This window comes from Roseixanthobacter psychrophilus (assembly GCF_043195195.1).
Classification (GTDB): domain Bacteria; phylum Pseudomonadota; class Alphaproteobacteria; order Rhizobiales; family Xanthobacteraceae; genus NCEH01.
Genome location: NZ_JBAFWT010000011.1, coordinates 40,165 through 54,899 on the forward strand (window position 1 = coordinate 40,165; position 14,735 = coordinate 54,899).

Here is a 14,735-nt window from a genome sequence, read left to right on the forward strand (position 1 = left end):
AATATTTGTCGGGTCAGATGCGCCCTGGATAAATGCCTTGAAGGGCGATGCAGAAGTTCAGCACCAGGGAGGGCTGAACATTCGCATGGGGGGCACTACCACCCCGGGAGCGCAGCGTGTCTGCCTTCAGCGCAGTCAGCGCGGTTGTGGGTCCGTAGAGATTGGCCTGGGCCTGGGCGGAATCGACCTGCTTGACGGTCGCGAAGACCGCGTTGGTCGGCGCCGTTGCCGTCGCTTCCGCCGTTGCCGCGCGATACGCGTGCGTGTGCACGGGCATTTGGCTCTGGGAGAGCGTCACCGTCTCCGAGCCCGCTGCGGTGCCCATGTTGATGGTCAGGCGATTGGCGATGGTTTCAGTATTGAAGCCCACCGGCACGCGCCCGCGAAGGTCCGGCAGGGCGAAGTTCGTGCTGTTGCCGCCGAAGCGGGTTCCCAATAGCGAATAAAGCGCCTGATTTTGATTGACGGGCAGAAGCGCCCCGTCGCAGGCGTGCCAGCCGTCGGGGATTCTCGCAAAGGGGAAGAGGCGGATCTCACCGATATAAAATTCGCTCATTTGCACCTCCTTCGAAACGTGTCCGTTTGAATGAATGCAACCTTAGATCGCATGAGATTGAAAAATCAATCCCAGATTACAAATCATTTTATGATACAACCTTTGCGGGCATTGGTGTTGTCGCCCGTGTGTGCCGCACAGGTCGTCGCCGGCACGCGTCCCTTTCATTGCCGGCAGGCTACCCCCTGAACCGCGGTAGCCATGGGGTTCGAACCCGTGCAGGGGTCCCTCGGACCGCTATTGTGCGGGCCCCGCGACGGGGATAAAACAACCCGTCAGCACACCGCAGGTTCTCCCTTCATGATGCAGTATAGGGCCGATATCGATGGCATAAGGGCGCTTGCGGTTTCGCTTGTCCTTGTTTTTCATGCTGGATTTTCGTTCTTTCCCGGCGGATTTATTGGTGTTGACGTCTTTTTCGTCATTTCCGGATATCTGATTACGGACAATCTTCTTCAGTCTATGAAGAGTGGCACGTTTTCAATCCTGAATTTTTACGATCGTCGGGTGCGGCGTATTCTGCCGGCCTTTCTGGTCTTGATTGCCGCGACCCTCGTTGCGGGATTTCTGATCCTCACGCCGGGGGCCTATGCGGTGCTCGGGCGCAGCGCGGCGTTTGCGGCACTCGGCCTCTCCAATTTCTTCTTCTTCCGCAACACCGGCTATTTCGATGGCGCGGCCGAGGCCATGCCCCTGCTTCATACCTGGTCGTTGGCGGTGGAAGAGCAATTCTATCTGGCCTGGCCGCTGGTCCTTTACGCCGCCTATCGCGGATCGCGACGCTGGCCGCGCCTACTCGTGGTTGTAATCGCCCTCGCGGTCGGGTTGAGTTTCGCGCTGGCGGTGCAGAAAGTCGCGGAAGGCGCAAAGAGCGCCTTCTATCTGCCGTTGGGGCGGGCCTGGGAACTCGCTATCGGCGGGGCGCTGGTGCTGGCGCGCGACCGCCTTTCGGCAATCCCCGGGGCGCTGGCGCAAGCGTTGAAGCTCGCCGGCCTTGCCCTCATCCTCGTGCCGGCCCTGCTGCTCGGCCCGACCAGTTCCTTTCCCGGCCTCAACGCGCTGGCCCCGGTTTTGGGCGCGGCGCTGCTCATCCTGCCCACGCGCGCACCGACATTTGGCGCGCGGCTGCTGGCGCTGGCCCCACTGCCGTTCATCGGCCGCATCTCTTATTCGCTCTATCTCTGGCACTGGCCGATCATCGTCTTCGCCCGCCAATATAAGAACGGCGATCCCCTGACCACGGGAGAGGCGGTGGCGGCGCTCGCGGCCTCGGTTCTGGCCGCGTGGCTCTCGTGGCGGTTCGTGGAACAGCCGTTCCGTGCGCGTCGCTTCAAGGAGCGCACGGTGGTGCTGGCGGGAAGCGCCGCCTGCCTGCTGGTCGCGGCCCTGAGCTTCGGCATCTATCGCGCCGACGGCATTTCCGGCCGCGTCTCCGCGCAATTGGAGGATCTCGGCTCGCTCACCCGCATGTGGGGCTGGGAGTGCCCGCAGCATGTCTCGCTGGATGGCGGCCCGAGGCTATGTGTGGCGGGCGCGGACTGGGCGAGCGCCAAGACGCGCGGCATCATCTGGGGCGACAGCCATGCCGAGCATCTGATGCATCTGCTCGATGTCGCGGGCCGTAAGACCGACACGGCGGTGGCGCTGCTGCGCATCTGCCCCGCGATCTTTTCCACCGACGGCCTGCGCCGAAAGCCGGTGGGCCTGCCGCCGGAATGCGAGCGCACCTATCGCGCCACCCTCGCCATGCTGGCCGCGAACCCGCAAATCAATCTCGTCATCCTCGCCTCCGCCTGGGGGTTCATGCCGGATGCGGTCTATCGCCGGGAGGGCGACCCGACGAGCCTCGATACCGGGCTCAAGCTGATGCGCGACACCTTCCTGGACCTCGCGCCGCGTCTCGCGGCGCCGGGGCGCCGGATCGTGCTGTTCGCCGATATCCCCCATTGGGCCAGCGACCCGCTGCCGTGCGTCGCGGCCAATGACGGCTCGCTCCTGCGGGCACCTTGCCGACGCGACGTCGCCCGCCTGTCGCCGGCCGAATTCGGCGCAGACCAGCGCGCGGTAAACGCCATGTTCCGTTCCTTGCGCGGCGTGCGCAAAGATATGGAGGTTGCCATCCCGGCCGATCGCCTGTGCGACGAGACGGGATGCATGGCCCGCTTTGACGGCGAGTTCCTGTATTTCGACCGCGATCATTTCCGCCGCAACATTCCGATGGCGACACGCGCGCGTTTCGCCGACCTGCTGGGGCTGCCTGGGTTAATCGACGTGGCCGGCGCGCCCGCCGAAGCGGCGGGAGGGATCGGCCACTGAGGAACCTCCGGGCCGACGGATCGCTATCTTTCCCGGCAGTTTTGGGGGGCGGCATCCTCGCCCTTGCGCAGGTCGTAGAGCGCGGCCGTCTGTCCCTTGATCCACCAGATGAAGGGGCCGGAGGCATAGCGCGCGCCCGACGCCGACAGCACATTGGCGAAGATCAGAGACTTGCCCTCCACCGGCAGGATCGCCAGCGAGACATCGCCGGCATCCACATATTCCGCGCTGAGGGTACCGAGCCCAGGGCATTCATAGGTTGTGGTCAGCCGCTGCGCGGGCGCGTCACCCGGCAGCGTCAACGTGAGTTCGACCGCCTGGGCGGCCGAGCCCGAGCTCATGGCAATGGCGAGGGTAACGGCGAGGATCGGGGCGGCTTTCATCGAAACTCCTCTGGCGACCGACCACGGTTCCACGGAGAATGCATGGCCGGCCGGCGAAAACGAGGCAGCGTCACGCCTTGGTCATCGACGCACGGGAAGGTTGAGCTTGCTTTCCTGGCTGAAACGTAAGCCGAAGCGGGGCCGGTTCGAACCAATCCGCAGCGGGGGCGTTCTCTCTACGGAATACGCAGGAGGAACAGATGAGCATTTTTGGAAAGATCATGTCCGCCATTTTTGGCAAAAGCGCCCAGGCCGAGACCGCGGCGCCCGCGCCCGGCGGAACTTCCGGGGGCGCCACGCCCCCCGTTCCCGGCGCTGTTCCCGCGGCCCAAGCCGGGTCGGTGGATGTTGAGGCCATTCTTTCGGGGCTGGCGGAGAAGAATCGGGAAAAGCTGGATTGGCGCCATTCCATTGTCGATCTGATGAAGCTGCTCGACCTCGATTCGTCCCTCGCCGCGCGCAAGGAGCTTGCGCAGGAACTGAAATATTCTGGCGATACCAACGATTCCGCCAGCATGAACATCTGGCTGCATAAGCAGGTGATGGCGAAGCTGGCGGAGAACGGCGGCAAGGTTCCCGCGGACCTCAAGGACTGATCTGCGCGTCCGCAGAGCCCTTGGCCGAGCTTCCGCCCCTCTTGAGGGGCGGAGCTTGGTTTTTCGGACGTGGATATGTGTTCGGCTTGAATGTTCAATCGTATTCGCGCTGGCATTCCATATTACGTCACCGATGCGCGACGCAAATCGCAAGCTTTCGTGCGCGGCGAAGACTCTTGCCATCGCAACCGGAAAGGCCTATCCACCGCGGCGGGACACCTCTCCCCAACGAGAGGCGCCCATCTGAAAGGATGGCTCATATGACGACGACTGACGCTCCGGCGACCCGCCCGGAGAACCCTAATTTTTCGTCCGGCCCTTGCGCCAAGCGTCCCGGCTGGACGCTGGATGCCTTGCGCGACGCGCCGCTCGGTCGCTCGCACCGGGCGAAGGTCGGCAAGACCAAGCTCAAGCAGGCCATCGACCTCACGCGCGATGTGCTGGAAGTGCCCGCCGATTATCGCATCGGCATCGTGCCCGCTTCCGACACCGGCGCGGTCGAGATGGTGCTGTGGTCCATGCTGGGCGCGCGCCCGGTGGACATGCTCGCCTGGGAAAGCTTTGGCGAAGGCTGGGTGACGGACGTCGCCAAGCAGCTCAAGCTCGCCGACGCGCGCATTATGACCGCGCCCTATGGCGAACTGCCGGACCTCAAGGCGGTGGATTTCACCCATGACGTGGTGTTCACCTGGAACGGCACCACCTCCGGCGTCATGGTGCCGGATGCGGACTGGATCCCGGCTGATCGCGAAGGCCTGACCATCTGCGACGCCACCTCGGCGGCGTTCGCCCAGTCGCTGGATTTCTCCAAGCTCGATGTGGTCACCTTCTCCTGGCAGAAAGTGCTGGGTGGGGAAGCCGCCCACGGCATGCTGATCCTCTCCCCGCGCGCGGTGGAGCGGCTCGAAACCTACAAGCCTTCTTGGCCGCTGCCGAAGATCTTCCGCATGACCAAGGGCGGCAAGCTGATCGAGGGCATCTTCGAGGGCGAGACCATCAACACCCCCTCCATGCTGTGCGTGGAAGACTATATCGACGCGCTGGAATGGGCGAAGTCGGTGGGTGGCCTGCCCGGCCTGAAGGAGCGGTCCAACCGCAATTTCGAAGCCGTCGCCCAGTGGGTGCACCGCACCGATTGGGTGGACTTCCTGGCCAAGGATCCCGTCACCCGCTCCAACACCAGCGTATGCCTGAAAGTGGTGGACCCGGACGTGACGGCGCTGCCCGCCGACGCGCAGGCGGCCTTCGCCAAGGCGCTCTCCGCCGGCCTGGAAAAGGGCGGCATCGCCTATGACATCGGCGCCTACCGCGATGCCCCTCCGGGCCTTCGTATCTGGTGCGGCGCCACGGTCCAGGCCACGGATGTGGAAGCCCTGACCCATTGGCTCGACTGGGCGTTCAACGTCGCCAAGGGCTCGCTCGCCAAGGCGGCGTGAGCAGACGCGCGAACGCTGACAATCCCCCTCTCCCGCTTGCGGGGGAGGGTCGGGGAGGGGGGATAGTGCCCCCTCCGGCCACACCGGCTCAATCCGCGCTGCGCCTTTCCCCTTCCAACCCTCCCCCGCAAGCGGGAGAGGGCTCTCATGGTCGCTCTGCGCCCCCTGCGCGCTGCGGAACGACCTTTGGCATCCTCATTTCGGAGCCCGCACCATGGCCCCTCGCGTTCTCATTTCGGACAAGCTGTCCGCCGCCGCCGTGCAGATCTTCAAGGATCGCGGCATTGATGTTGATTTCCAGCCCGACCTCGGCAAGGACAAGGACAAGCTGGCCGAGATCATCGGCAATTATGACGGCCTCGCCATTCGGTCCGCCACCAAGGTGACGCCCAAGATCCTGGAGAAGGCGACCCGCCTCAAGGTGATCGGCCGCGCCGGCATCGGCGTGGACAATGTCGATATCCCGGCCGCGACCGCCAAGGGCGTGATCGTGATGAATACGCCGTTTGGCAATTCCATCACCACAGCCGAGCACGCCATCGCCATGATGTTCGCGCTCGCCCGCGAAATCCCCGCCGCCGATGCCTCCACCCAGGCCGGAAAATGGGAGAAGAACCGCTTCATGGGCGTCGAGCTGACGGCCAAGACCCTCGGCATCATCGGCTGCGGCAATATCGGCTCGATCGTCGCCGAGCGCGGCGTCGGCCTGAAGATGAAGGTGATCGCCTATGATCCCTTCCTCTCCACCGAGCGCGCCAAGGACCTCGGCGTCGAGAAGGTGGAGCTGGACGACCTGCTCGCCCGCGCCGACGTCATCACCCTGCACACGCCGCTGACCGACAAGACCAAGAACATCCTCTCGGCGGAAAATCTCGCCAAGACCAAGAAAGGCGTGCGCATCATCAATTGTGCCCGCGGCGGCCTGGTGGACGAAGTGGCGCTGCGCGCCGCGCTCGACAGCAAGCATGTGGCCGGCGCCGCCTTCGACGTATTCACCGTCGAGCCCGCCGAGACCAACCCGCTGTTCGGCCATCCCAATGTGATCTGCACCCCGCACCTCGGCGCCGCCACCACCGAAGCGCAGGAGAATGTGGCGCTCCAGGTGGCCGAGCAGATGAGCGACTATCTGCTCTCGGGCGCCATCTCCAACGCGGTGAATTTCCCCTCCATCACCGCCGAGGAAGCCCCCAAGCTGAAGCCCTTCATCGAGCTGGCCGAAAAGCTCGGCTCGTTCGCCGGCCAGTTGACCGACACCGACATCAAGACCGTGCGCATCACCTATGAGGGCGCGGTTGCGGACCTGAAGGTGAAGGCGCTCACCAGTGCGGCGGTCGCCGGCCTGCTGCGCCCGATGCTGGCCGACATCAATGTGGTCTCGGCCCCGAGCGTCGCCAAGGAGCGCGGCATCGTGATCGAAGAGACCACGCGCGCCGCGCAGAGCGATTACGACAGCCTGATCACCCTGACCATCGTGACCGACACGTTCGAGCGCTCGGTGGCCGGGACGGTGTTCGCCGATGGGCGCCCGCGCATCGTCGCCATCAAGGGCATCAAGGTGGACGCCGAATTCGCGCCCTCCATGTTGTACATCACCAATGAGGACAAGCCGGGCTTCATCGGCCGCTTCGCCAGCCTGCTGGGCGATGCGGGGGTGAACATCGCCACCTTCGCCCTGGGCCGCGATCGCCAGGGGGGCGATGCGATCGCGCTCGTGGAAGTGGACGGCGCGCTGCCGGTGGACGTGATCGCCAAGGTGGAAGCGCTCCCCCACGTGAAGCACGCCAAGGGCCTCGCCTTCTGAGATCCTGGAACGTCCGGGACGAACAGCAAAGCCGCCGGGGGTATTCGGCGGCTTTGTGCTGTCTGGTCGCGGGGGTCAGGCCGGCGGCGCCGCCGCCTTGGCGCGGGTGGCGGTGAGGATGCCCGTGATCACCAGCGCGTAGCCCACGCCGTGGAACCATTCGAACTGCTCGCCGAGCACCAGGATGGCCAGCGCCGAGCCGAACACGGGCATCAGGTGGAAGAAGGGCGCGGCGCGGTTCGCGCCCACCAGTTCCACGCCCCGGTTGAATGCCATGTAGGCGATGAGCGAGGGGCCGGTCATCACGAAAGCCAGCACGGATAGCGTCAGGCGGTTGAACTCGATCACATGTCCCTCGCTCGCCTCCCAAAGAGCGAACGGGACCAATTGCAGGGCGCCCAGTGCCATGATGACGGTGAGGAAAGACAGCGAGCGCACCGGCGGGCGCAACCGCAGGTTCGCGGCATAGAATGCGTAGATCACCAGTGCGGCGATGATCCAGATGTCGCCCACATTGGGCTTGAGATGCAACAGAACGTCGATATCGCCCCGGCTCACGATCACCACCACGCCCAGCAGCGAGATCACGATGCCGGCGGCCTGGCCGCGCGACAGCCGGTCTCGGAACAGCAGCAGGCTCCACAGGGCGATCAGCAGGGGCGAGGAGGACTGCACCAGCAGCCCGTTGAGGGCCTGCGTGTACTGCAGGCCATAATAGCTCATGGCATTGTAGCAGGCGATGCCGCAGGCGGACAAAGCCAGGAGCAGCGCCCAGTGGCGCCGAAGGACCGGCCAATCGCCGATCAACTGGCGATAGGAAAACGGCAGCAGGATGAGGGTCGCGCCCGCCCAGCGCAGGCAGGCAAGGGAGATCGGCGGGATATGGCCGGCCACGAACCGGCCCAGCACCATGTTGCACGCCCAGAGCAGGGCGGTGATGGAGAGCAGGAGGTAGGGTGCGTTGTTGATGCGGTGGCCGAGCTGGCTGAGCGGCGAACGGGACATGTGTCTTCCTGGCGTGCCGCCTTTTCAGGCATTTCACACGCCAGGAAAAGAGAATTTTCGTTCAACCACCCATCATGATCGTTGATGGATACCGCACAAGGCAGAGCCCACGCTTATTTTCCGAGCCATTGATCCAGCAATTGGTACGAGGTCGGATTATCGGCGCACATGCCGCCCCCGCATTCCAGGGTGGTCGAAATTCCGTTTGCGAGGGCCATGAACGTCGCGAGCCCGATGGAGATCAGGGCGAGGCGCGTGAGCCGGGTGGGCGCGGCATCCGCTTCGAACTGGCGGTCGAACAGCAGCAGGATCGCGCCGCCCAAGGCGATGACGCCGAACACGACCGCAGCCCAGGCGTAGAAATGGATGCCGAAGAAGGCATCACCGTAGGTTCCCTCGCCGGGAATGATGTGCAGCAGGGTCTGGCGCACCGACACGAGACCGCCGGCGAACGCCGAGAGGATCATGACGGCATAATGGCTCGGTCGCGGGCCGAACCTCACATTCAGGGCGAGGCCGACGCCGGCGCCCACGAAGCCGGCGCGCTGCAGCAGGCAGAGCGGGCAGGGCAGGTCGTGAAACACGATCTGATCGAAGAACGCCGCGGCCAACACGGCCGAGACGGCCAGCAGCCCGAGCGCGTTGAGAATGCGGGAGAAGGAAGCGGTCATCTCTTTCCCCTCACAGCACGAGATTGAGCGGATCGGTGGCGTGCATCTTGAAGAGCACCAGCATCGCCAGCAGCGACGCCGCCCACACGAGCATGGATGCGCGGCGCTGACCCGCAAGGACCAGGGCCAGCGCGAGGAAAAAGCCGTAAAACGGCACGGTCATCATGGATGTCGCCCCCCAAGGCCGGTTCCGCGCGTGCGCGCCGCGCGCCGATTCCGTAGCGGGAGTTTAGCGCTCTTGGGGCGTGTGCGGTGGCTTAATCCTCAGGGGCTCAATTTCGCCGCGTCGAAGCGGATCACGTCCGCGCCCACGAGCGAATCCGCGGTGACGATCTCGATCAGCTCGTCGCTCGTCCAGCCCAGGGTCTCCGGCGGCTGCATGGGAAGGACCATCCAGCGATAGTCCGCAGTGCTGTCCACCACGCGGATCTCGGTTTCCCGGGAAAAGCTCATTCCCCATTCTTCCAGCAGAGCGCGCGGGTTGCGGGCGGCGCGGGCGCGATAGGCAAAGGATTTGTACCAATGCGGGGGGTAGCCGAGCAGCCAGCGCGGATAGCAGGAGCACAGGGTGCAGACCACCAGATGATGAACGCCCGGCGTATTCTCGAGCACGCCGAGCGGCGGGCCGCCGGCGGGATAGAAGCCGAAGCTTTCGGCGGCCGCGGTCCCGTCCCGCAGCAGGAGATCCTTGAATTGCGGGTCGGTCCAGGCCTTGGCGACCAGGCGGGCTCCATTGCGCGGGGAGGCTGAAGCCGCAGCTTCCATCCGCTCGCGCAGCGCCGCTTCCGTCACGACGCCTGCAGCCTGCAGATGCGCGATGAGCCGATCCAGCATGATGACGCTGCGTGGATCCTGTTCAGTTTGGGCCATGGCGCGTTCCTAGACCTTGAGCCAGTGTTCGTACACTTCGACGAGAATGGAATCGCCCGCCTGCGCTTCCCCGGGCCAGAGCTCGTCGAGGGAAAAACGCACATGATAGAGCTTGCGGCGCGCGGTCGGCCGGCCGAATGCCAGATCGCCCGGGTCCTCATACGCGCCGAGGAATGCGACAATCCGCCCCCGCTTGCCCCTGAGATAGGACGGCGTCCGCACATGGCAGGGGCCGCGCTCCTCGGGCCAGTCGGACATCACCGTGACGTCACGGTTCAGGGGAAGGTCGAGCATGCAGGCCATTCCTTCTCGATGCCTCTATTCGATATTCAAAAACAAGTCTGGATCAATAATACCCTTCTCTTCCAAGATCAGGATGATGGATCTCAGCCATTTTTCATAATAAGTCAGCGTATTATAGTCTTCGGCGCTCAGGGATTCGATGCCGCGGCGCAGTTCGTCCACCGTCATGACCCCGCTGGCGCCGAGCACCAGGCGCAGCGCGTCGCAGCGCCGCTCAAAATCATTCAACTGAACCGGGCGCGGATCTTTCTCGACCGGCAGGCACATGAAGCGCGACTGGCCGCCGAGATCGTGAGTTGCCGCCCGCTCAAGATTATCCATGTCTCAAGGGCCCTTGGTTCGCATTCGGATCGTCCGCGCATCCTTAGGCTTGGTAGCTGAATCGAGATCTGGATGTAAACACGAGGCCGCCGGCGCCCCCATCACCATCTGCTGATTTTTCCAGCGCGGCCGAGCAACTGGATTGACGCGCCAGGCAAGGTGCCGGCGGCTTTGCCTCGCGCGCAGCCGAATCAGCTCCATTTGCCTATAATCGTGGCAAATAATGCCTGAAATAGAAGCAGCAGTTTTATAGCGAATGATTGAAAATAATATGCAGTGTGCTTACGATATTTCAGTCGGATAAGGGTAATCCTGTTTTTCAGCGTTCAGTGCGCTGAAATCGTAAGTTGTATTCCTGCACTTGCGGGCGCGTTTCGGTATTGCATTTTGGATTGCTTGCAGTCCGGCTTCGGTCTTCGCTTGAGGGCGGGGCGAATACGCCGCGACCTGAGCGGCGGCGGCAGGAATGCACATTCAGTCGGGATCAATGGCTGGCATGGCGGAATCATTGTCTCTTCCCCTGAGGGCTTGCGTCATGTGGTCGGGCTGGCACCGGTTGCGCAGATGGGCCGTCCGGCTGGCCGGTCTGGGCACGCTTGTCGTGGTCTGGCAGACGCTTTCCTCCTTCGGCTACATCAATACGCTTCTGTTTCCTCCGCCGAGCGCGGTCGCCGTGACGTTGATCGACCTGCTGCGTGATGGAAGTCTTCTGGAGAACAGCTGGGCGAGCATCCAGCGGGTGCTCGCCGGGTTCGCGATGGCGAGCATCGTGGGCATTGCCTTCGGCATTCTTTTGGGGTGGTCGGAACTTGCTTCCGAGCTGCTGAAGCCAATCATCGAAGTCATCCGGCCAATCCCGCCGATCGCATGGACCCCGCTCGCCATCCTTTGGTTCGGCGTCGGAAACGCCCCGAGCTATTTCCTGGTGTTCATCGGCGCGGTCTTCCCGGTGTTCGTGAATACATATGTCGCGGTGCGCGGCATCGAGAAGAGCCAGATCAACGCGGCGCTGTGCCTCGGGGCGCGTCCGATGCTCATCCTCACCGATGTCATCGTTCCCGCCGCGCTGCCGATGATCTTTCCCGGCCTTCGCATCGCGCTGGGGGTCGGCTGGATGTGCGTCGTGGCGGCCGAGCTGATCGCGGCGCAGTCCGGCCTCGGCTACATGATCCAGCAGAGCCGCATGATGCTCATGACCTCGAGCGTCCTTGCCGGAATGCTCACCATCGGCGCCATCGGCTATGCCGCGAACAGCCTGATGCTGATGCTGGAGCGTCGGGTGATGCGCTGGCGGTCCGAGGCGGTCTCGTGATGGCAAGCTCCGCAATTTCCATTCGCGGCGTCTCGAAGCGGTTTCCCGGCCGCGATGAAGCGAGCGGCACCCTGGCGCTGGCCCGGGTCGATCTTGAGGTGCGCAAAGGCGAGGTGCTGATGTTGCTTGGCCCCAGCGGCTGCGGCAAGTCGACATTGCTGAATATCGTCGCGGGTTTTCTTGCCCCCTCCGAGGGAGAGGTGCTGCAGGACGGTGCGCTCGTCAGCCGCCCCGATCCGCGCCGGACCGTGGTGTTTCAGGATTATGCGCTGTTTCCCTGGAAGAGCGTCCAGGAGAATGTCGAGTTCGGCCTGAAGGCTAAGGGCGTGCCGAAGGCCGATCGGCGCCGGCGCGCCCGCGAGGTGTTGCGGACCGTCCGGCTGAACGGGTTCGAGGAGCGTTATCCGCACGAGCTTTCGGGCGGCATGAAGCAGCGGGCCGCGATTGCCCGTGCCATCGCCGTGGATCCGGAAGTCCTGCTCATGGACGAGCCGTTCGGCGCGCTCGATGCGCAGACCCGTGTCCTGCTCCAGGAAGAGCTTGCGCGGATTTCCGCGGAAACCGGAATGACCATCATTTTCGTCACGCATTCCATCGACGAGGCGGTTTTCCTCGGCGACCGCATCGTCGTGATGAGCGCGCGTCCGGGGCGGATTCGCGAACTCCATGACGTCTCGCTGTCTCGCCCAAGACTGCCCGACATCCGGTCCGACCCCGAATTCCGACGGCTCGCCGACGGCTTGTGGGAGTCCCTCCGCAAGGATTGGCAGCTCGAGGCAAGCCAGGTCGCGGCGGCGGTTTGATCCGGTGCGATGACGGGCGGTCCGCGTGGGGCGCCTGCGTTCCCAGAAATTCATCCACGCACGCATTTCCGTGCCTGAAAAAGGGGGTCTGTCATGAAGCGCTGGGCATGGGGTTTTGTCTTGAGCGTGTTTGCGGTTGCTTGCGCGACCGTGAGTTACGCCGCGGATACCATACGGATCGGGTGGCAGCCGACGTCGACGGTGAGCAGCCAGATCGCAAATACATTGGCCCGGACGGACATTCTTGAGCGCAACGGTCTCAAGGGCGAGTTCATCATGTTCACCTACGGGCCGGCCGTGAACGAGGCGCTGGTTTCGGGTGCGATCGACGTCGGGTTCATCGGCGATCTGCCGTCCGTCGCTTTGGCCGCCGCCGGCGCGCCGACCACTGTGGTCGCCCGCCAATCCACGTTCCGGGGCGCGATCCTCGCAACCAGCAAGAGCGGCATCACCAGCGTGCAGGATCTCAAGGGCAAGAAGCTCTATGGGCCGGTCGGCAGTTCGATCCATCTTGCGGCGGTGGCCATGCTTGCCGATGCCGGGCTGAAGGCGGGAACGGACGTCGAGGTGGTCAACATGGGATTCGTCGACCTGTCGGACGCCATCGCGGCCGGGCGCGTCGATGCGGTCTTCATCTGGGATCCGTGGATCGAATTTTTCGTCAGCAAGGGCCTGGCGAAGGTCATCGCGTCCGACACCTCGCTGACCATGGTCGTGGCCGCCCGGAACGACTTCCGTACGAAGTCGCCGGACGTGATCCGCCGCTTCCTGGTGGCGCAAAAGGAAGCGCTGGCTTACGCCGCCGCCCATCATGACCAGGCGAATGCCTGGTTCCGGGATTCCGCCGCCGCCAAGTCGCTGCCGGCCGATGTGGTCGCCACGGCGACGGCCTATGATCCGCAATGGGCGGTCAAGGACGTGAACGCGCTGCGCGTCGCCATGACGCCGGCGGAGATGGATCGCTATCTTAATCTTGGCAAAGTGGCGGGGCAGCTGAAGGTTTTCCCCCGCGTGCCGGACTTGAAGACCACGACCGACATGAGCGTGGCTGAGACTGTCGACAGCACCAAGATCGATGCCGGCGCGGCGCCGGTCACCGTCAAGCCCTAGAGCCGGATCTGCCCATAGTGGATCGCCTTGGGCGGTTCACTATGGGCAGTGAATCCGCCTCTATTCAATAAGTTAGAGGGCGATTCACCTCCCATATGGAACCACCAAGTGGTTCCATATGGGAGGATCGCGCTCTAGAGCATTTTCGAGCGAAGTGGACACCGGTTCGCGTGAAGAAAATGCGATAACGCAATGAATTAGGGCATTTCATCGTTTCCGGGAAACGATGAAATGCCCTAGCCGGCGGCACCTTGCGGTCCCAGGCGGGCCGCATGGGGGACCCGTTGACGCAAGGCTGTCAGTCCGCGCCAAGGACGGACAGTCTTGCGCGGTTTCCTGCGGGATCTTCCAGCAGCACCGCGCCGGCCTCTTCCGCCAGCGTCGATCCCGCGGCGGCGAACCTCTGCCGGATGGCAGCGAGGTCCGTTGCGGGCAGCGCGATGTCGAACCGGTCCAGGCCGCCGGCATTGAGGGGAACGCGTGGCGCGCCCTGCGAGTGCCAGACGTTCAGGCCGAGATGGTGATGATATTTGCCCGCGCTGACGAACAAAGCGCCGGGATAGCGCGCCATCACCTCGAACCCGACCAGGTCCACCCAGAAGCGATGGGCGGCGGCAAGGTCGTTCACCTTCAGATGGACGTGGCCGACATCGGTGCCGGCAGGGGCCGGATTGAGCGCCGCGCTCTCTGCGGCAAGGCTGGCGAGGTCGAGCCGCAGGGTCGCCATCTGCAGCGTGCCGTCCGCCTTGAACCAATCGGCCTTGGGCCGGTCGCGATAGATCTCGATGCCATTGCCGTCGGGATCGTCGAAATAGAGCGCCTCGCTCACGAGATGGTCGGAAGCGGCGAAGGGGACGCCGGTGGCCCGCAGCACGTTCAGCCGCTCGGCGAGCGCGGCCCGGTCGGGAACCCGGATCGCGGTATGGAACAGGCCCGGCGCGCGCGCGGGCGGGGCGACGGCATCCGGGGCGCGTTCGAGCACGATGATCGCTTCGTCCCCGGCTCCAAGCGTGATGCGGTCCGCGTCTTCCGAGAGCCGTCTCAGACCGACCACCTGCTCGTAGAAGGTCGCGAGGGGATCGGGCGCGCGGGTACGCAAATGGACCGCACCGAGCCGGAGGGCGGCGGAAAGGCCGGCGCCCGTTTGCTGGGCTGGCGCGGGGGTGGAATAAGACGCGGTCATGGACAAACTCCTGCGCCGCTGCGGCGCGGATCTGCTGGAGCGGAGGCTGGCGGGTTACCGCGTGGCTTG

16 protein-coding genes are annotated in these 14,735 nt (G+C 64.3%); 7 read left to right on the forward strand and 9 right to left on the reverse strand.

Features of this window, described 5'->3' with window-relative positions:
- Positions 1–13 precede the first annotated feature (13 nt).
- Positions 14–556, reverse strand: a complete 543-nt coding sequence (locus V5F77_RS12310) for a phage tail protein (RefSeq protein ID WP_429005646.1) — start codon at positions 554–556, stop codon at positions 14–16.
- Between the two features lie 303 nt (positions 557–859).
- On the opposite strand from V5F77_RS12310, the gene V5F77_RS12315 reads away from it, so the two are divergent.
- Positions 860–2,872: an acyltransferase family protein gene (locus tag V5F77_RS12315; protein ID WP_429005727.1), complete on the forward strand. Its 2,013-nt coding sequence runs from the start codon at positions 860–862 to the stop codon at positions 2,870–2,872.
- Between the two features lie 23 nt (positions 2,873–2,895).
- Here the strand turns inward: V5F77_RS12315 and V5F77_RS12320 are convergent, their stop codons facing one another.
- Complete coding sequence (locus V5F77_RS12320; protein ID WP_429005647.1) at positions 2,896–3,255, reverse strand: MliC family protein; 360 nt, start codon at positions 3,253–3,255, stop codon at positions 2,896–2,898.
- A gap of 200 nt (positions 3,256–3,455) precedes the next feature.
- Here V5F77_RS12320 and V5F77_RS12325 point away from each other — a divergent pair, with 200 nt between their 5' ends.
- The 3 genes from V5F77_RS12325 (at position 3,456) to serA (ending at position 7,088) form a co-directional block, all read left to right on the forward strand.
- Positions 3,456–3,851, forward strand: a complete 396-nt coding sequence (locus V5F77_RS12325) for a DUF3597 domain-containing protein (protein WP_429005648.1) — start codon at positions 3,456–3,458, stop codon at positions 3,849–3,851.
- 260 nt (positions 3,852–4,111) lie between these two features.
- Positions 4,112–5,287: a phosphoserine transaminase gene (locus tag V5F77_RS12330; protein WP_429005649.1), complete on the forward strand. Its 1,176-nt coding sequence runs from the start codon at positions 4,112–4,114 to the stop codon at positions 5,285–5,287.
- 214 nt (positions 5,288–5,501) lie between these two features.
- Complete coding sequence (gene serA, locus V5F77_RS12335; protein ID WP_429005650.1) at positions 5,502–7,088, forward strand: phosphoglycerate dehydrogenase; 1,587 nt, start codon at positions 5,502–5,504, stop codon at positions 7,086–7,088.
- A 75-nt stretch (positions 7,089–7,163) separates the two neighbouring features.
- Here serA and V5F77_RS12340 read toward each other — a convergent pair whose 3' ends face one another.
- The 6 genes from V5F77_RS12340 to V5F77_RS12365 all read right to left on the reverse strand — a co-directional run bounded on the left by V5F77_RS12340 (position 7,164) and on the right by V5F77_RS12365 (position 10,258).
- On the reverse strand, positions 7,164–8,093 hold the full coding sequence (locus V5F77_RS12340) for a DMT family transporter (protein ID WP_429005651.1): 930 nt from the start codon (positions 8,091–8,093) through the stop codon (positions 7,164–7,166).
- Positions 8,094–8,206: 113 nt separating this feature from the next.
- On the reverse strand, positions 8,207–8,764 hold the full coding sequence (locus V5F77_RS12345) for a disulfide bond formation protein B (RefSeq protein ID WP_429005652.1): 558 nt from the start codon (positions 8,762–8,764) through the stop codon (positions 8,207–8,209).
- A gap of 10 nt (positions 8,765–8,774) precedes the next feature.
- On the reverse strand, positions 8,775–8,930 hold the full coding sequence (locus V5F77_RS12350; protein WP_429005653.1) for a DUF5993 family protein: 156 nt from the start codon (positions 8,928–8,930) through the stop codon (positions 8,775–8,777).
- 98 nt (positions 8,931–9,028) lie between these two features.
- The gene (locus V5F77_RS12355) at positions 9,029–9,634 is read right to left on the reverse strand and encodes a nitrile hydratase subunit alpha (RefSeq protein ID WP_429005654.1); all 606 of its coding nucleotides are present in this window, start codon (positions 9,632–9,634) and stop codon (positions 9,029–9,031) included.
- 9 nt (positions 9,635–9,643) lie between these two features.
- Positions 9,644–9,928, reverse strand: a complete 285-nt coding sequence (locus V5F77_RS12360) for an SH3-like domain-containing protein (RefSeq protein ID WP_429005655.1) — start codon at positions 9,926–9,928, stop codon at positions 9,644–9,646.
- 24 nt (positions 9,929–9,952) lie between these two features.
- The gene (locus V5F77_RS12365) at positions 9,953–10,258 is read right to left on the reverse strand and encodes a nitrile hydratase (protein ID WP_429005656.1); all 306 of its coding nucleotides are present in this window, start codon (positions 10,256–10,258) and stop codon (positions 9,953–9,955) included.
- Positions 10,259–10,793: 535 nt separating this feature from the next.
- Here V5F77_RS12365 and V5F77_RS12370 point away from each other — a divergent pair.
- From V5F77_RS12370 to V5F77_RS12380, 3 genes are all read left to right on the forward strand, one after another.
- A complete protein-coding gene (locus V5F77_RS12370) occupies positions 10,794–11,570 on the forward strand; it encodes an ABC transporter permease (protein ID WP_429005657.1) in 777 nt (258 codons plus the stop codon).
- Positions 11,570–12,373, forward strand: a complete 804-nt coding sequence (locus V5F77_RS12375; protein ID WP_429005658.1) for an ABC transporter ATP-binding protein — start codon at positions 11,570–11,572, stop codon at positions 12,371–12,373. Before V5F77_RS12370 ends, V5F77_RS12375 begins: the two co-directional genes overlap by 1 nt.
- A gap of 93 nt (positions 12,374–12,466) precedes the next feature.
- Positions 12,467–13,483 (forward strand): ABC transporter substrate-binding protein, encoded by a 1,017-nt coding sequence (locus V5F77_RS12380; RefSeq protein WP_429005659.1) that lies wholly within the window; start codon positions 12,467–12,469, stop codon positions 13,481–13,483.
- A gap of 298 nt (positions 13,484–13,781) precedes the next feature.
- Here the strand turns inward: V5F77_RS12380 and V5F77_RS12385 are convergent, their stop codons facing one another.
- Positions 13,782–14,666, reverse strand: a complete 885-nt coding sequence (locus V5F77_RS12385; RefSeq protein WP_429005660.1) for a VOC family protein — start codon at positions 14,664–14,666, stop codon at positions 13,782–13,784.
- Positions 14,667–14,735: the final 69 nt, after the last annotated feature.